Origin of the sequence: Methylocystis sp., from assembly GCF_021731785.1 — a bacterium.
GTDB lineage: Bacteria > Pseudomonadota > Alphaproteobacteria > Rhizobiales > Beijerinckiaceae > Methylocystis.
The window spans coordinates 1-16,600 of sequence record NZ_JAKFWS010000043.1 but is presented as its reverse complement, the minus strand read 5'-3'; the positions used below and the strand labels follow the sequence as shown (position 1 = coordinate 16,600).

The 16,600-nt window shown below is 64.0% G+C and carries 14 protein-coding genes and 1 pseudogene; 11 read left to right on the top strand and 4 right to left on the bottom strand.

Translation table 11 applies throughout. From position 1 onward, the window contains the following. Window positions 1–54: 54 nt before the first annotated feature. On the bottom strand, window positions 55–855 hold the full coding sequence (locus tag QZ964_RS08780) for a lytic transglycosylase domain-containing protein (RefSeq protein WP_292531048.1): 801 nt from the start codon (window positions 853–855) through the stop codon (window positions 55–57). Window positions 856–1,327: 472 nt separating this feature from the next. Then, a complete protein-coding gene (locus QZ964_RS08775) occupies window positions 1,328–1,987 on the bottom strand; it encodes a hypothetical protein (RefSeq protein ID WP_292531047.1) in 660 nt (219 codons plus the stop codon). Between the two features lie 740 nt (window positions 1,988–2,727). On the opposite strand from QZ964_RS08775, the gene QZ964_RS08770 reads away from it, so the two are divergent. The 10 genes from QZ964_RS08770 to QZ964_RS08725 all read left to right on the top strand — a co-directional run bounded on the left by QZ964_RS08770 (window position 2,728) and on the right by QZ964_RS08725 (window position 13,530). After that, window positions 2,728–4,128: a tryptophanase gene (locus tag QZ964_RS08770; RefSeq protein WP_292531046.1), complete on the top strand. Its 1,401-nt coding sequence runs from the start codon at window positions 2,728–2,730 to the stop codon at window positions 4,126–4,128. Window positions 4,129–4,694: 566 nt separating this feature from the next. Beyond that, complete coding sequence (gene murB, locus QZ964_RS08765; RefSeq protein ID WP_292531044.1) at window positions 4,695–5,615, top strand: UDP-N-acetylmuramate dehydrogenase; 921 nt, start codon at window positions 4,695–4,697, stop codon at window positions 5,613–5,615. A 143-nt stretch (window positions 5,616–5,758) separates the two neighbouring features. After that, window positions 5,759–5,938: an AbrB/MazE/SpoVT family DNA-binding domain-containing protein gene (locus QZ964_RS08760; protein ID WP_292531043.1), complete on the top strand. Its 180-nt coding sequence runs from the start codon at window positions 5,759–5,761 to the stop codon at window positions 5,936–5,938. Beyond that, window positions 5,925–6,278, top strand: a complete 354-nt coding sequence (locus QZ964_RS08755; protein WP_292531042.1) for a type II toxin-antitoxin system PemK/MazF family toxin — start codon at window positions 5,925–5,927, stop codon at window positions 6,276–6,278. Before QZ964_RS08760 ends, QZ964_RS08755 begins: the two co-directional genes overlap by 14 nt. Before the next feature lie 23 nt (window positions 6,279–6,301). Beyond that, entirely contained in the window at window positions 6,302–7,225 is a 924-nt protein-coding gene (locus QZ964_RS08750; RefSeq protein ID WP_292531041.1) for a D-alanine--D-alanine ligase, read from the top strand. After that, a complete protein-coding gene (locus QZ964_RS08745; protein WP_292531040.1) occupies window positions 7,192–8,202 on the top strand; it encodes an FtsQ-type POTRA domain-containing protein in 1,011 nt (336 codons plus the stop codon). The genes QZ964_RS08750 and QZ964_RS08745 overlap by 34 nt, the downstream gene beginning before the upstream one ends. A gap of 4 nt (window positions 8,203–8,206) precedes the next feature. Continuing rightward, on the top strand, window positions 8,207–9,517 hold the full coding sequence (gene ftsA / locus QZ964_RS08740; protein WP_292531039.1) for a cell division protein FtsA: 1,311 nt from the start codon (window positions 8,207–8,209) through the stop codon (window positions 9,515–9,517). A gap of 151 nt (window positions 9,518–9,668) precedes the next feature. Next, window positions 9,669–11,300 carry a cell division protein FtsZ gene (gene ftsZ / locus QZ964_RS08735; protein WP_292531038.1) on the top strand — a complete coding sequence of 544 codons (1,632 nt, stop codon included), beginning with the start codon at window positions 9,669–9,671 and terminating at the stop codon, window positions 11,298–11,300. A 281-nt stretch (window positions 11,301–11,581) separates the two neighbouring features. After that, window positions 11,582–12,484, top strand: a complete 903-nt coding sequence (gene lpxC, locus QZ964_RS08730; RefSeq protein ID WP_292531037.1) for a UDP-3-O-acyl-N-acetylglucosamine deacetylase — start codon at window positions 11,582–11,584, stop codon at window positions 12,482–12,484. Between the two features lie 161 nt (window positions 12,485–12,645). Next, entirely contained in the window at window positions 12,646–13,530 is an 885-nt protein-coding gene (locus QZ964_RS08725; protein WP_292531035.1) for an outer membrane protein assembly factor BamD, read from the top strand. Here the strand turns inward: QZ964_RS08725 and QZ964_RS08720 are convergent. Continuing rightward, a complete protein-coding gene (locus QZ964_RS08720; RefSeq protein ID WP_292531033.1) occupies window positions 13,527–14,423 on the bottom strand; it encodes an alpha/beta hydrolase in 897 nt (298 codons plus the stop codon). The genes QZ964_RS08725 and QZ964_RS08720 overlap by 4 nt on opposite strands. 109 nt (window positions 14,424–14,532) lie before the next feature. On the opposite strand from QZ964_RS08720, the gene recN reads away from it, so the two are divergent. Beyond that, window positions 14,533–16,212 (top strand): DNA repair protein RecN, encoded by a 1,680-nt coding sequence (recN, locus tag QZ964_RS08715; RefSeq protein WP_292531031.1) that lies wholly within the window; start codon window positions 14,533–14,535, stop codon window positions 16,210–16,212. Between the two features lie 211 nt (window positions 16,213–16,423). Here the strand turns inward: recN and QZ964_RS08710 are convergent. Continuing rightward, a pseudogene (locus QZ964_RS08710) lies at window positions 16,424–16,600 on the bottom strand (IS630 family transposase); the annotation flags it as partial.

Below are 16,600 nucleotides of genomic sequence, written 5' to 3'. Positions count from 1 at the left end.
CGCCGGCGCAGATGCGCCGGCTTTTTTTTGGAATAGCGCCGCGGTCGGCTTTCGCTACTGCGGCGAGGCCCCTCCGCCATCGATCTGTCGGCCGATCTGCGCAATCGCGCGCTGATAGACAGTGGCGGCGTTCCACGCCTGAATCGCCTCGAAATTGCTTTCGCCCGGCTGATAGCCGCCGCCGGCGCGCCAGCCATGGGCGTGAAGGAAGTTCGCGGTGGCGTTAAGCGCCGCGGCGGCGTTGTCCAGATTTCCCCCGCCGCCGTAGTTCAGAATATTTTTCGGGAGGAACTGCGTATGGCCGATCTCGCCATGCATCGAACCTCGAGCGTTGGGCGCCAACGCGCCGCGATCGACCAATGTCAGCGCGGCGTATAGCTGATCGGTGAAATAGTCGGAACGGCGGCAGTCATAGGCGAGCGTCGCCACCGCCGAAAGCGCATGCTGATTGCCATGCACGGCGCCAAACCCCGTCTCCATCCCCCAAATGGCGAGAAGCGGTCCCGGCGGCACGCCATAGCGCTGCTCGATTTGGGAGAAGAGCCCGCCGTAGGAGTGCTTGAGCGCGCGCCCGCGCGCCACAATCGCCGGGCCGCCGCGTTTCGCTAAGAATTGGTCGAGCGACAGGCGGAAGCTCTTTTGGCCGCGATCGGCGGAAATCGTCGCCGCGTTGTAATGGGTCCCCATCAAAGCGCTGATGCCGGCCTGACCGATGCCTTGGCCGCGCGCCTCCTGAGCGAATTCCTGCTTCCAATTTTCGAAGCCCGCCGCCGAATGTCCGCATTGGGCCGCCGCCGCCGGATGAATAATCGCACTAAACGCGAACGCAGTCGCAATTTTGAGGACAGTCCGCATAGCTGTTTTCCCCTTTGTCCCAAAACCTTTGAACGAGCTTTTCTCTGGCTTCAATGTCGAGCGGTCGCGTCCGCTCCGGTCGCCGCAGCCTATCCGTTTCTCTCTGTTGATTCACCCGCTTTCAGCGAGAGCTTACCCTGAATGGACATTTTCGCGCCACAGATACCTGACCCATCGTAAGCTTGGCGTCCGACGTCCCGGCCGAGTCCCAGCCATCCACCGAGCGACGCGGCGTTCGGCTGGCGCCGCGCGCGTCTCGACACGATCGGCGATCGGCCGCAGCAGGACAACCATCATTGACGAACGACGTCAGTCGGCTAGCATCGCCATTCTGTAAGCCTCATGCGCTCCCGGATGAATTCACTGCAGCCATGGGCGCAGGAGAGGAGCCGCTAAGTGGGGATGCGTTTTGGAAGAAATTCTCGAAAGTGATTGGACTCTCGGCGCCGTTAAACGTCGCGAAGAGGCGCGGCTACTGAGCCAGCGCGCCTCGCGTCAGGGCGACGCCGAAACGATCGAAGCGCGTCCCGCGTCGGACATGTCGGGCGATAATTGGGTCGCCGAAGCATTCAGGCGCCGGCAAGCGGAAGAGCTCGCAAAAGCGGCGCGTCATCAGTCCCCCGCCGGCGATCGCAAGGATGCGGCAGGCAGGGAAGTTCTCGTCGACAATTGGCTCGTCGAGGGCTTTCAGCGTCATCAGAAGGAAGAGCGGCGACGAGAGATTGGCGCCAGATCGGAAGAAGCCGAAATTTTGGCTGTTGGAGGCGACCCTTCGAGCGCCGAGGCCAAACCCGCGTCCATGCGCGCTCTTGTCGCCACAGACGACATCAGCCTGTCGATGCAAGGCGCATCTGCGGACCGCCAGGCCGGCGCCAGTGACGATGTTTCGCCTGGAGCCGTTGGCCCTCTCGTCAGCCTTGGCGAAGCGGCGACTGTCAGCAAGCGGGGCCCGCGCGGCGCCGCTCGAATAGTCGCAATCGCCGGCGTGGCCGTCGTTGGCTTGGTTTCCGTCATTGGCCTCAAAACCGCGCTCTGGAGTTCCGTCGACTCTCCGCGCGGCTTTGATCGCGGCGCGCCAAGCGCCGCGCCGACCAAAAAGGCGGCGCGGCCTGCGGGAAAAGAAAACGCTCATCCGAGCCAAGCAGCTCCGTCGCAAGGCGTGGAGACTGCGAAGCCGCCGCCGGATCGCCCTGGCGCCAATCGCGGCACGCCGCCAAGCGATTCGACGGCTCGTCCGGCCGACGCCGCGCCCGCAAAGCCTGGCGACGCCGCCGCAATTCCTGCGCCCCCAGCCGAAGCGCCGCCAAATTCAATGCAGAATCCGACTGCTGCGCCGCGTCCTCAGCCGGCACCCGAGGCTCCTTCTTCCTCCGCTGGGCATGGCGATGCGGCTGCGCCTGCCGCATCTGCGCCTGCGCCCGTTCCGGAGGGGCCCAAAGCAGCCGTGTCGCCGGCAAAGCCCGAAAAGGATTCAACTGGCAAGCCGGCGTCCGTCGAGTCTGAAAGATCGCCTGAGGGGGGCGGGCCAGGACCAGGGCAAAACGCTTCCGAGCCGAAGCGACATGCGCCAAACGCCAATGTCGACGCCAAACCGAAACAGCAGGCGAACGAAAAAAACGGCGTCCGTCATTCGACAGGGAAGCCCGGCGGCTTTTCGGGCTTTCTAAAGCGCACCGCAAATTCGGTTCGCAGATTTTTCGGGCGGCTTGGAGCGCAGTAGTTTTCGCCCATGAGCGGCGCAGCGCCAGCGGCGTGGGCCGCGCAAAAGGTTCATTGGACCTGGCCCGCGACGATGCCCATTTGAATATCACGCGACACCCAGGTCGAAAGAGCCGTGTCGGTCTCTGCTTTCAATGAGACGCGAGCAATCCCGTGAGAACGATTATCGAGCCGTTTCGCATCAAGATGACCGAAGCGCTGCCGATCACGACGCGTGGCGCGCGCGAAGGCCTTCTGGCCAAGGCCTTCAACAATGTCTTCCTCTTGGACGCCGAGTGCGTCACCATCGACTTGTTGACCGATAGCGGCACGGGCGCGATGTCCGACCGCCAGTGGTCGGCGCTGATGCTCGGCGACGAAAGCTATGCGGGCAGCCGCTCCTGGCGGCGGTTCGAGCAAACCGTGCGCGAAATTACCGGTTTCAGGCATATTTTTCCGACGCATCAGGGGCGCGCCGCGGAGCGCATTCTCGCTGCGACTCGTCTGAAAGCCGGGAACGTCGTTCCCAATAACGGCCATTTCGACACGACGCGGGCGAATATCGAATATGTCGGCGCCATCGCGACGGATTTGCCGTCGGCCGCAGCGCGCGATCTCCAGTCCGAGAAGCTGTTCAAGGGGAACATGGACCTCGACAGACTCGCGCAAGCGATCGAGGCCGAGGGCGCCGCGAATATTCCCTTCTGCATGATCACCGTGACCAACAACAGCGGAGGCGGTCAGCCGGTTTCCATGGAGAATATCCGGCGCGTCAAGGAATTGCTGGACAGGCATAACATCCCGCTGATCCTCGACGCTTGCCGTTTTGCCGAAAACGCCTTCTTCATAAAAGAGCGCGAGCAGGGCTTCGCGGACCGAAGCCTGCTCGATATTGCAAGAGAGATGTTTTCGTTCGCCGATGGGGCGACGATGAGCGCAAAGAAAGACGGGCTGGCCAATATCGGCGGCTTTCTCGCCTGCAACAATGATGATTGGGCCGACGACTTCCGCAACCTGCTCATCCTGACCGAAGGATTTCCCACCTACGGCGGTCTCGCCGGTCGCGATCTCGAAGCGATCTCGGTCGGCCTGATGGAAGCGCTGGAATATGACTATCAGCGCTATCGTCATGCCACCGTCGAATATCTGGCGTCGGCGGCGATCGCGCGCGGCATACCGATCGTCCGCCCGGCCGGCGGCCACGCCATCTTTATCGACGCGGCCGCCTTCTGCCCGCATCTCCACGCCAGCGACTATCCCGGCATCGGGCTGGTCAACGCGCTCTATCTTGAAGGCGGGATTCGCGCCGTCGAACTCGGCAGCGTGATGTTCGGCAAGCCTGCGCCAGACGGCGGCGGGGAAATCGCCGCGCCGCATGAGTTGGTGCGATTGGCTTTCCCTCGCCGAGTCTATACGCAAAGTCACTTCGACTATCTGATCGAAACGCTGGATGTCGTTTGGCGTCAGCGCGCCTCGATCAAGGCTTACCGGATCACCGAACAAGCGCCGTTTCTCAGACATTTCACCGCGCACTACGAACCGGCCGATGGTTGCGAGCGGTTTCTACGCAGTTGACGAAGGACCTCCCTGGGCGGCCTGAAACTGGACAAGTTCGGTTGCTGAATAGTCGCCGCGTGCGTCGCAGTTCGGGCAAGTGGCGCTGAACGAGGCTGGTCCGGATATCTCGAGAGTTCCTGTGCCGGTCGGTTCGTGCAGAATGGCGAAGTGCTGGCGGCACTGTTTGCATGCAAACCCGATATACCAGCCTCCCGGGATCAGCGCCGGCAGCGCAGAGACATTAAAAACGGCGGTGAATCGAATGCCTTGGGGCATAAAGCGTCTCCCAACTTCTGCTGTTAATGTTCATCTAGCGCCGGCCGCTTGCGCGACGATCCTAGCTGCGTTCGCGCCCGCACGCGCTGACCGGATTGAAAACGACGTCGCCTTGCCGCTTTTGTCTGCTTATGCATGAGATTCCACGACGCGTTCAACGGACTTGGCATAATTCTTAAGGCTTTCAGGTCTAAAGAACGCGCGAGCGACGTTTCCATTCTCACCTGCTTTTGGGAAGATGAGCACGCGCGAGGCGACGCCAAGCGGCGGAGATCGCGCATGGCCTCAACCAAGTTTCTGGGCGCGGCATGACCTTTCCTGACATTTCCGCCGACATCGCCGCGGCCATGCCGCAATTGCGCGGACGCATTGCCGCGAATGAGCCGCTCGCGCCTTTGACCTGGTTTCGCGTCGGCGGGCCGGCGCAGATTCTCTTCATGCCGGCCGACGAAGCCGACCTTTCCTACTTCCTCGCGCAAGCGCCCCGCGAAATTCCGGTGACCGTCGTTGGGCTCGGCTCCAATCTCATCGTGCGCGACGGCGGCGTCGAAGGCGTGGTCATTCGGCTTTCGGCGAAGGGCTTTGGCGAGACGGTCGTCGAAGACGGTTGCAGGCTGCGCGTCGGCGCCGCCGTTCCCGACGTGAAAGCGGCGCGCGCCGCCGCCGAAGCCGGGATCGACGGTCTTGCCTTTTATCGCGGCATTCCCGGCGCCATCGGCGGCGCGTTGCGGATGAACGCCGGCGCCCATGGCGGCGAGACGAAAGACGCGCTGATCGAAGCCCGTGGCGTCGATAGCGCCGGCCACATCCGCGTCTTTTCCAACGCCGATCTCGGCTATTCCTATCGCCATTGTTCGGCGCCCGACGATGTGATCTTCACCCAGGCGCTCTTTCAGGGCCGTCCCGGCGATCCGGCGACGATCCTCGCCGAGATGGAGCGCATCACCGCGGCGCGCGAAGCCTCGCAGCCGATCAGGGAAAAAACCGGCGGCTCGACCTTCAAGAATCCGGAAGGCCGCAAGGCGTGGCAATTGATCGACGCGGCCGGCTGTCGCGGCCTCGTCGTCGGCGACGCCCAGGTGAGCGAGATGCATTGCAATTTTCTGATCAACCGCGGGCGCGCGACCGCCGCCGACATTGAGTCGCTTGGCGAAGAGGTGCGCCGGCGCGTGCGTGAGACGAGCGGAGTCGAGCTGCATTGGGAGATCAAGCGCATCGGCGTCGCTTGAATGGCTGCGCGGGTGAGGGGCCCCGGCAGCGCTTGCGCCGATTGGCGTAAGTCGGTAAGTTGGTAAGACAATCTGAGAACTCGTCCTTGGCGTCAGCGAAGCAAAAACCGGTTTACTCAAAAGTCTCTGTCAAGAGCCAGACAGTGCTGCCGCGAGAAGTGCGCGAGCGCTTGCAGATAAAGCCGGGCGACAGGCTTCGTTACGTGTTTGATGAAGCCGGCGTGCGCATCGAGAGAGGCGCGCCCACCGAGAGCGACGATCCTTTCGCGACATTCGGCGAGTGGTCGAGCGAGATTGACGATGAGGCCTATGGCGACCTCTGACAAAGCTCGGTATGCGCCGGGAGAGGTGATTGTCGTCCCCTTTCCCTATGCCGACCAATTCGCCGAGAAGCGACGCCCTGCGCTCGTGGTCTCCAACGCCAAGGTTCATTCGCAAGACTGTGTTTGGGTCGTGATGATCACCAGCGCGTTGCATTCGCGCCGTTCGAATGATCTTGAGATTAACGACCTCGCTCGCGCCGGCTTGTCGTCGCCATCGATCGTCAGACCCGCCAAAATCACCAACATCGAACCATCCCGCATTATAAGGCGCGCCGGCCAGTTGAAGCCCGAACAAGCCGACATTGTCTTCGACATGGTGAAATCCTTCATCGGGCGCTAACGCTTTTTTAGCAAAGGCCGAGCATGACCAAACATGTCGCCGTTCTGATGGGCGGACTCTCCGCCGAACGCGAAATTTCCCTGCGATCGGGCGAGGCTTGCGCGAAGGCGCTCGAAGAGCAGGGATTTAAGGTGACGCGCGTCGACGCCGGCCATGACGTGGCGAATGTCGTCGCGGCGCTCAAACCGGATGTCGCCTTCAACGCGCTGCACGGCAAATTCGGCGAGGATGGCTGCATTCAGGGCGTGCTGGAGCTTCTCGGCGTCCCCTACACGCATTCCGGCGTGCTGGCCTCTTCAGTGGCGATGAAAAAGGACGTCGCCAAGACGGTGATGTCGGCGGCTGGCGTTCCCGTGCCGAAAGGACGCGTACTGCACAGGCTCGACGCCGCGAAGGCGCATGCGCTGACCCCGCCCTATGTGCTCAAGCCAGTGTCGGAAGGCTCTTCCTTCGGGGTTTTCATCGTCCACGAGGGCCAAGAACATCCACCGCAGGAATTGTGGCGACCGGACTGGACGCACGGCGACATGATGCTGGCGGAGCAGTTCATCGCAGGGCGCGAACTCACCTGCGCTGTCATGAACGACAAGGCGCTGGACGTGATCGAAATTCTCGCCGCCGACGGCGGATGGTACGACTATCACGCCAAATACGCCAAGGGGGGTTCGAAACACGTACTTCCGGCGAATCTTAAACTGAATATTTACCAAGAGGTCCAACATTTGGCGCTTGAGGCTCATCGAGCTCTCGGCTGTCGCGGCGTAAGTCGCGCCGACTTCCGATACGACGACCGCCCCGGAGGTACGGGCGAGCTCGTCGTATTGGAGGTGAACACGCAGCCGGGAATGACGGAGACCTCGCTCGTGCCAGAAATGGCGGCATACGCAGGTTTTTCATTCGGCGAGCTGGTCAAATGGATGGTGGAAGACGCATCCTGCGATCGTTGAAGGAGTCATTTGCGGCTCGGCATTCGCTCGTCCCTATCATCCCCGGAGACGTCCGCTACGTCGTCGCGACGGCGGACGCCATCGCGTCCGTCCCGGCGGCGGGAGCCGCCACGCCAGTCGCGCCGCGCACGCCGCGGCGCAAAAGCCTGAGCGAACGCCGCTTTTCGCGCGTGGCGCTGTTAGGTCGTCCCGGCGTCGGCACGCTGGCGGCTCTCGCGCTCTTTGGCCTTGTCGGCGCGGCAGGCTTTGTCGAGAACGGGGGCTATGCCGCTCTCGTCGCAAGCGAGGGAGAACTCTACGACATCGCGGCGCGGGCCGCGGGCTTTCCGATTTCGGCCGTCACCATCACCGGCCAGTCGCGTCTGAGCGAGCGCGAGTTGCTCGACGCGGCGCGCGTCGGGCCGCGAAACTCCTTGCCCTTTCTCGATGCGACAGCGGTGCGGGAGCGCCTGACGCTGGTCCCGCTCGTCAAGTCCGCGCGGGTCATGAAGCTTTATCCCGATCGTCTGGTGATTGCGATCGAAGAGCGGCAGCCAAGCGCTCTATGGCAACGTGATGGACGCGTGGCCGTCATCTCCGAAGACGGCGTGCCGATCGATGAATTGCGCGATCAGCGTTATCTCGGCCTGCCTTTCGTCGTCGGCGAGGGCGCCCAGAAGCGCTTGCTCGAATTTCACATGCTGACGGCGAAGGCCGGCGATCTCGCGCATCGGATCAAGGCTGGCGTGCTCGTCGCCGGCCGCCGCTGGAACTTCGAGATGACAAATGGCGTCACCGTGAAGTTGCCGGAGATCGATTCATTCGGCGCCCTGGAGACGCTTGCGCGCCTGCAGCGAGAGGCGCGAATTTTAGACAAGGACGTGATGTGTATCGACTTGCGCATTCCCGATCGGATCGCCGTTCGGCTGACGGAAGAGGCCGCTTCGGCCCGCGAAGCGCAGCTTGCCCCGCGCAAGTCGTCCAAGAGTGGTGGTTAGCAGCATGATCTCGCCCCTCGTCCCGCCGCGAATGAAGCCGCTCTCGCCGCGTCGCTCGGCGACTTTCGTTGCGCTTGATGTCGGCACTTCGAAGATCGCCTGCCTCGTCGCGCGACTCACGCCGCTTGGCGCGGTTGCGCCCGGCGACTGGCGCACGCATCGCGTTCGCGTTGTCGGCATCGGCCACCAGCGTTCTCTCGGCGTCAAGAACGGCCTCGTCGTGGACATGGACGCCGCCGACGCGGCGATCCGTCAGACCGTCGACGCCGCTGAGCGCATGGCCGGCATGCAGGCGGAGCGGGTTATCGTCACCGCGTCGGGCGGACGATTGTCGTCGCAGCATTTTCAGGCGAAGCGGGCGATCGGCGGGCGCGAGGTCGCCGAACACGACGTCCATCGCGTTCTCGAAGCTTCAGCAGCGCATCATCTCCAGCGCGGCCGCATCGCCGTGCACTCGCTGCCTATGGGCTTTTCGCTCGACGGGATGTCTGGAATCCGCGAACCCAAAAGCATGATCGGCGAGGAACTGGGGGTCGACCTCCATGTCGCGACCTGCGATCAGGCGGCGGCGCGCAATCTGATTCTCGCGGTGGAGCGCGCTCACCTCAACGTCGAGGCCATGGCGGCTGCGCCCTATGTCGCCGGTCTCTCCACGCTCGAACCGGACGAGGCCGAGATGGGCGTCGTCGTGATCGACATGGGCGCCGGATCCACGTCCGTCGCCGTCTTCGCAAGGGGCGAGATGATTCATCTCGACGCCGTTACGCTGGGCGGCAGTCACGTCACGATGGACATCGCGCGCGGGCTCGACGCGCGGCTCTCCGACGCCGAACGGCTCAAGACCTTTCACGGATCGGCGATCGCTTCGACGTCAGACGAGCACGAAACCATCTCCTTCGATCACGTCGGCGAGAGGGATCACAAGGCGCATGCGCCAAAATCGCATCTTGTGCGCATCATCCGCCCGCGGGTTGAGGAAACGCTCGAGTTTCTGCGCGACCGGCTGGCCAAGGCCGGCCATCCGAGCGGTCCTGGCCGCCGCATCGTGCTGACGGGCGGCGCCAGCCAGCTCACGGGCGTCGCCGAAGCGGCGCGCCGCATTCTCGGCGGACAGGTTAGGGTCGGACGCCCGCTCGGCGTCGAAGGCTTGCCTGAGTCCGCTAACAGTCCCGCCTTCGCGGCCGCCGCCGGATTGCTCGTCTATCCGCAGGTCGCAGGCCATGAATATTTCGAGCCGCGCCGGATCGAGCGCGCGGCGACGGGAACGGACGGATACATGTCGCGCGTAGGCAGATGGTTAAGAGAAAGCTTCTAGTATCGCGTGGAACTGATTCTTTCATCCCGGCGCCGTTGGACAGCGAATCGCCGAGAATGATTGCCGAGGACGACGCGTTCGGCGACCGGGCGTCCAATGGCGAAGGACAACGGGCGCCGAGTCGTGAAGGCAATGGTGAGAGGCCTGGCAAATGACGATCAATCTTAAGGCTCCCGAACTTCGGGAATTGAAGCCCCGCATCATGGTCTGCGGCGTCGGTGGGGGCGGCTGCAACGCCGTCAACAACATGATCTCCTCTGGTTTGTCGGGCGTCGATTTCCTTGTCGCCAATACCGACGCCCAGGCGCTTGCGTCGTCGCAGGCCGAGCGAATCATTCAGATGGGACTGCAGGTGACGGAAGGACTGGGCGCCGGCGCTCAGCCCGAGGTCGGCCGCGCAGCCGCGGAGGAAGCGCGCGAAGAGATTCGCGAGTATCTTTCAGGCGCGCATATGTGCTTCGTCACCGCCGGCATGGGCGGCGGCACCGGCACGGGCGCCGCGCCGGTGATTGCGCAGATCGCGCGCGAAATGGGCATTCTCACCGTCGGCGTCGTCACCAAGCCGTTCCACTTCGAAGGCCAGCGTCGCCTGCGCATCGCCGAATCGGGCATCTCCGAACTGCAAAAGTGCGTCGATACGCTGATCGTCATCCCTAATCAAAATCTGTTCCGTATCGCGACCGAAAAGACGACTTTCGCCGACGCTTTCGCTATGGCCGATCAGGTTCTGTATTCGGGAGTCGCGTCGGTCACCGACCTGATGGTCAAGGAAGGGCTCATCAACCTCGATTTCGCCGATGTCCGCTCGATCATGCGCGGCATGGGCAAGGCGATGATGGGCACCGGCGAAGCCACGGGCGAGAATCGCGCCAATCTTGCAGCGGAAGCGGCGATCGCGAACCCGTTGCTTGACGAGGTGTCGATGAAGGGCGCGCGCGGCCTGCTGATCTCTATCACCGGCGGCCACGATCTGACGCTTTACGAAGTCGACGAGGCGGCAAGCCGCATTCGCCAGGAGGTCGACGAGGACGCCAACATCATTCTCGGCGCGACATTTGACTCGACACTCGAAGGCGTGGTGCGCGTCTCCGTCGTCGCGACCGGCATCGATCTCGCCGCGATCACGGCAGAAGATCCGACGAGCGAATTGCGTCTCGCCGAGGCCGCCGAGCGGCTGCGCGCTCAATTGCATCAGGCGCGCGCTCATCAGTCCGCGCCGGCGGTTCAGGCCGCGACGGGCGGACGGCATACGGAGGAGTCGCAGTCCGCAGCGAACTATTACGCTGAGCAGCCCGCGCATGGCGTCTACTTCGAGTCGGCGCCGCCGCGCCTCGCCTACGGCGAGCCGCAGTTTGACGCCGAGCGCCACCAAGCGCCGGCGGGGGCCTATGTGCCGCCCGCGCCGGAGCAGCCGCGTGCGCCCCGCATGCCTCAAATCGAGGATTTTCCCCAGCCAATGCAGGATCAGCTGCGCCAGCAGATGGGCGGCGGCGACCATCGCCGGAAATCGCTCTTTGAGCGTCTCGCCTCCTTTGGCGCGAGCCGTCAGGAAGACGCCGTCCATGGCGCCCCTGCGGCGTCCGCGCCTCGCCCGCACATGGCTCCGGCGGGCGGCCAGCCTTCCGCGACTCATGCCGAATATGGCAAGCGTCCGGCTGCTCCGGCGGGTCCCGGCGGACATGCGGCGCTCGATTCGCACGGTCGCCGCGCCCTGCAGCTGCGCCCGGCGGAGGAGGATCATCTCGAGATCCCGGCCTTCCTGCGCCGACAGGCCAACCACTGAGCATTGCGACACTTCTGGCGCGCTTGCGCGCGCCAGGCCCTTGGAATCGATAAATTTATCGGCATTGGGGCGATTGCGCCAAAGGCAGCAGATCTAAAAAAAGGCCCGCCGTGCGCGGGCCTTTTCTTTTGGACTTCTCGCCTTGTAACAAACTGTAAGAAACCGTGACTGGAGCGTCGGCGCTCTGATTTGCTATCCTTTGTCCGGGCTTTAGGGAGGGTTGCGCCATTCGCTCGGATTTACGCCGACCTGCGTCGCGCGCGCGCCGCGCCGCGCTTGCTGTGAGCGCCGCGGCGCCAGCGAACCAGCAGACCATCGCCCGCAGCGTGACGCTCGTCGGCAAAGGGGCGCATGGCGGTCGTCGCGCCAGCCTGACGCTCGCCCCGGCCGGCGCTGACGCCGGCATTGTCTTCAATGTCGGCGGCGTAGAGATCGAGGCGCATTGGTCACGCGTCGACGCATCGAAATTGCGCACGCGGCTCGCCGGGTCGGGCGTCAGCGCGTCCACGGTGGAACATCTGATGGCCGCGCTGGCGGCGCTGCGCATCGACAATGCGCTGATTTTGCTCGACGGCGATGAGGTTCCGGCGATGGACGGCTCGTCCCGAGACTTCGTCTCGGCGATCGACGAGGCCGGCGTCGCCGCGCTATCTGCGCCGCGACGCTGTTGGCGCGTCATGAAATCGACGCGGATATCGGACGGCGCCGGCTGGGCGGAGTTGCGTCCCGCGAAAACCGGCCTTCATCTCGATGTGGAAATCGCTTTCCTGAGCCCGGTCGGCCGGCAGCGGCTGTCGCTCGATCTCACGCCGGAAACGTTCCGGTGCGAATTGGCCGACGCCCGCAGTTTTGGCTTTTTGCGCGACGCGGAGCGGCTTTGGCGCGAGGGCCTCGCGCTCGGCGCCAATCTCGACAATACGCTCGTTTTCGATGAGCGCGGCGCGATCAATCCGCAGGGTCTGCGCTTCGCGGACGAATGCGTGCGTCACAAAATGCTCGATGTCGTTGGCGATCTGGCGCTCGCGGGCGAGCCCATCATCGGCGCCTTCCGCTCCTATCGCGGCGGACATGGCCTAAATATCGCCCTGCTCGAAGCTGCGGCGCGCGACGGCGCCCTGGCGCCGGAGTTCGTGAACGCGCCCAACGAAGACGCGACGGACGCCAGCCGAAGCCTTTCGCCATAATCTCGCCAGATGAAGGTTCTTTTTTCAGCCGACCGCAAAGGCGCCGCGCGCCGCCGCGCCTTTTGGCGCAGGGCAGGGGCGTCCTGCGGCCGATTTGGTTGATTGAGCTGGGAAGGCGTTGGGACGCGCGGGCGTCTCGGGGCGCCGCAACGGGGCAAAAAATGTCGGTTTTCGAACGTTCATTCAGTGTGTTGGCTTTGGCGTCGGCCTTGTCGATAGGCGCTGCGCCGGCGCGCGCCGACCTCATGGACTCGATCACCAGCGGTTTCGGCCTTTTTGGCGGCGGCGGCACAAAATATCAAACGGAGATCGTGCCGGACGTTCCGGCTGAAGATCTCTATAACGCTGGTTTGGCGCGGCTTAAGCTGAAGGATTTCGAGGGCGCAGCCAAAAAGTTCGGCGAGCTGGAGAAGCAACATCCGTCATCGGATTGGGCGCGCAAGGGCCTTCTGATGACGACGTTCGCTCAGTTTGAGCAGCCCAAATACGACGACGCCGTGCAATCGGCGCAGCGCTATATCGGCCTTTATCCGAATTCGCCCGACACGCCCTACGTCTATTATCTCGCCGGCATGTCCTTCTATAGCCAGGTGCCCGACGTGATGCGCGACCAGCAGTCGGCTGAGAAGGCGTTGGAAATTTTCACGCAGCTCATACAGAAATTCCCGAAGTCCGAATATGTGAACGACGCGAAATACAAAATTCAAGTGACGCGAGACCAGCTTGCCGCCAAGGAGATGAATGTCGGGCGGTTTTATCTTCTGCGCAAGAATTACCCTGCGGCGATCAATCGCTTTCACGACGTTCTCGGCAAATATCAAATGACGCGTCACACGGAAGAGGCGCTCTATCGCCTCACCGAAGCCTATCTCGCCATGGGCGTGACGAATGAGGCGCAAACGGCCGCCGCCATCCTGGGGCATAATTACCCCGATTCGCAGTGGTATAAGGACGCCCACGCCTTGCTCAAGAGCGACGGTCTGGAGCCGCACGAATACACTGATTCCTGGCTCTCCAAGATCGGCAAGACGCTGCACGCGATTTAGCTGTCCTTTGCAAAACACGACTGCATAAAGGCGCCGGCATGCGTGAGGGCGCGCCGGCCCTCTTCAAGCCGCGCGTTCCATAAGAGCCACGCGTGAATCATGTGCGGCCAAATCTCCAATGTGACGGAGACGTCGGCGGCGCCGGCCGCCGCGGCGAGGCGCGTCGAATCGGCGAGCAGCGTTTCGCTGGAGCCAACCTGGATCAGGAGCGGCGGCAGGCCGGCGAGATCGCCGAACAGCGGGGAAAGGCGCGGGTCGCGGCGATCGACTCCAGCCGGCGCGTAGGCTTGGGCAAGCTCTTCGAGATAGGGCTTGTGCAGCAGCGGATCGACGCCATCCTTGGTCGCCAGCGTTTCGCCCGACAGCGTCAGATCGGTCCATGGCGAAGCGAGCCAGGCGCAGGCGGGAAGCGCCTCGCCAAGATCGCGCAGGCGCATGATGAGCGCGAGCGTCAGCCCACCGCCGGCGCTGTCGCCGCCGATAGCAATCTGATCAGCGGAAAAGCCCTCTTCGCGAAGGAATCGCCACGCCTTGAGCGCATCGTCATAGGCGGCGGGAAAGGGATGTTCTGGCGCCAATCTGAATGCGACGGCGAGCGCGCGGGCGCGGGCGGCGCGTCCGGCTTCGGTCGCCATTCGGCGGTGGCTGACGATCGAACCTGAGCAATAGCCGCCGCCGTGAAAGAAGAGGAGCGCGCGCGAGGAGTCGCTCGTCGGCGCGCAGGACCATTCGGCCGGCATGCCGTCGATCGAAATCGATTCGAGCGCGATATCGGGTGCCGCCGGCCAGGCCGCGCCGACTTCCTCGATGCGGGCGCGTCGCGCCGGCCAGCCGACCGGTCTCGGCTTTGCGCTCAATAAAGCGCGGATGTCGTCAATGCCGAGATCGGCCACGAAAATCTCCGTTTGGAAAAGGTCGCTCGCGACTATAATCCCGGCGCGTTCCTGCGTCGCGGCGGCGGATTCGTCGCGTCTCGCGCCGGGGACGCTCGAGCAAGGCCTTATGCTGGTTCGTCTCTCCATCCGCGACATCGTGCTGATCGACGCGCTCGACCTCGAGTTCGCGCAGGGTCTGACCACGCTCACCGGCGAGACCGGCGCGGGAAAGTCGATCCTGCTCGACGCTTTCGTTCTGGCGCTGGGCGGCCGCGGCGACGCGTCGCTCGTGCGCGCCGGCTGCGAACAGGGACAGGTGACGGCGGTCTTCGATACGCCCTCAGACCATCCCGCGCATCTTGCGGCCCGCGAATTTGGACTGGCGAGCGAGGACGAATTGGTGCTGCGCCGTGTGCAGTCGGCGGACGGCCGCACCCGCGCCTTTGTGAACGATCAGCCGGCGACGGCGCAGGCGCTGCGCGCCATCGGGCGCGAACTCGTCGAATTTCACTGTCAGCATGACGAGCGCGCGCTCGTCGATCCAAGCGCGCATCGCGCGCTCGTCGACGCGCATGGCGGCCTTGTCGCGCAAGCGAGTGACGTTCGCGCGCGCTACGGCGCCTGGCAGGCGGCGCGCCGCGCGCTTGTCGAAGAAGAAGCGCGCATCGCCAAGGCGCGCGCCGACGCCGACTATCTGCGCCACGCCCATGCCGAGCTTTCGGAACTCGCGCCGCAGGACGGCGAAGAAGACGCGCTCGCCGAGCGGCGCCTCTTCATGCAGCGCGCCGAAAAGGTCGCCGCGGATATTTCCGACGCGCTCTCGGCATTTTCGAACGACGGGTCGCCGGCGCGCGAAATCGCTCAGGCGGCGCGGCGGCTGGAGCGGCGTCTGACTCAGGCGCCGCAACTCTTGGACGCGCCTGCCCGCGCGCTGACGCAAGCGGTCGATGCGCTGGGCCTTGCCGAAGAGGCGCTAGAGCGCGCGCTCACTGAGACGAAATTCGATCCTGCGGAATTAGAGCGCGTCGAGGAGCGGCTGTTCGCGCTGCGCGGCGTCGCCCGCAAGCATCAGGTCGCGGTGGCGGACCTAGCAAAGCTCGCCGAGAAATTCGCCGACGCTCTTGCGGCGCTTGACGCCTCCGAAGCGCGACTTGTCGCGCTGGGGCGGGCGCTTTCCGACGCGAAGCGGTCTTTTGACGAAGCAGCCTTGGCGCTCTCCGCCGCGCGCAAGGCGGCGGCGCAAGGGCTCGACGCGCTCGTCGACGCCGAATTGAAACCGCTGCGGTTGGAGGGCGCGCATTTTTCGACGCAGGTGACGAGCGATCCGGAATCCGCCGGGCCGGAAGGAATCGACCGCGTCGAATTCTGGGTGCAAACCAATCCGGGCTCGCGTCCGGGGCCGCTGACGAAGGTTGCGTCGGGCGGCGAACTCGCGCGCTTCATGCTGGCCTTAAAGGTCGTGCTCGCCGATCGCGGCTCGGCCCCGACGCTGGTTTTCGACGAAATCGACACCGGCGTCGGCGGCGCCGTCGCCGACGCCATCGGCCAGAGATTGGGGCGTCTCGCCAAACGCGCTCAGGTGCTCGCCGTCACCCATGCGCCGCAGGTCGCCGCGCGCGCCGGCCAGCATCTACGGATCAGCAAGGGCGCGCCGGCTAAGGCGGGCAAGGAGAAGCGCGTCGCTACCAGCGTCGCCGTGCTGGCGGAAGGCGAGCGGCGCGAAGAGATCGCCCGCATGCTGTCGGGCGCCGCGATCACCGAAGAAGCCCGCGCCGCCGCGGCCAGGCTGCTGGAAGGGGCGGGGTAGGGGGCGACTTTTCGGCGCGGCTTCCCTGTTTGAATTCCGCCTTTGGCGGGAAGCGCAAGTTTTAGCTGGCGGGCGGGATGGCCAGTTTTCGCCAAAACCGAAATTGAAGAGTGTCCCGGGTATCGGGCCTCCGAGTTTACACTGTGTGCGCCGTTTGCGCCCGAGGCTAACGCTGAGCGACCGAACAGTAGGTAATACCAACCTGTGCTGATCAGAACCGATGCGCCCAGTCGCGCAAACCGATGGACATGATGCGCCAGGGTTGTTCGATGAGTTTGTTCCAGGCGTCGCAGCAATGGTCGACGATGTCGTCGTATGATTTGAACACGCGATTGGAGAGCCAGTTGTCGCGCATGAACTGCCAGAGGTTCTCGACCGGGTTGAGTTC

Bases quoted from the DNA above. Each gene is read 5' to 3' on its own strand.
- QZ964_RS08745 (WP_292531040.1), top strand. From the start codon at position 7,192: ATGGATGGTGGAAGACGCATCCTGCGATCGTTGAAGGAGTCATTTGCG.
- QZ964_RS08775 (WP_292531047.1), bottom strand. From the start codon at position 1,987: ATGAGCGTTTTCTTTTCCCGCAGGCCGCGCCGCCTTTTTGGTCGGCGC.
- QZ964_RS08750 (WP_292531041.1), top strand. From the start codon at position 6,302: ATGACCAAACATGTCGCCGTTCTGATGGGCGGACTCTCCGCCGAACGC.
- QZ964_RS08755 (WP_292531042.1), top strand. From the start codon at position 5,925: ATGGCGACCTCTGACAAAGCTCGGTATGCGCCGGGAGAGGTGATTGTC.
- recN (WP_292531031.1), top strand. From the start codon at position 14,533: ATGCTGGTTCGTCTCTCCATCCGCGACATCGTGCTGATCGACGCGCTC.
- murB (WP_292531044.1), top strand. From the start codon at position 4,695: ATGACCTTTCCTGACATTTCCGCCGACATCGCCGCGGCCATGCCGCAA.
- ftsZ (WP_292531038.1), top strand. From the start codon at position 9,669: ATGACGATCAATCTTAAGGCTCCCGAACTTCGGGAATTGAAGCCCCGC.
- QZ964_RS08780 (WP_292531048.1), bottom strand. From the start codon at position 855: ATGCGGACTGTCCTCAAAATTGCGACTGCGTTCGCGTTTAGTGCGATT.
- QZ964_RS08725 (WP_292531035.1), top strand. From the start codon at position 12,646: ATGTCGGTTTTCGAACGTTCATTCAGTGTGTTGGCTTTGGCGTCGGCC.
- ftsA (WP_292531039.1), top strand. From the start codon at position 8,207: ATGATCTCGCCCCTCGTCCCGCCGCGAATGAAGCCGCTCTCGCCGCGT.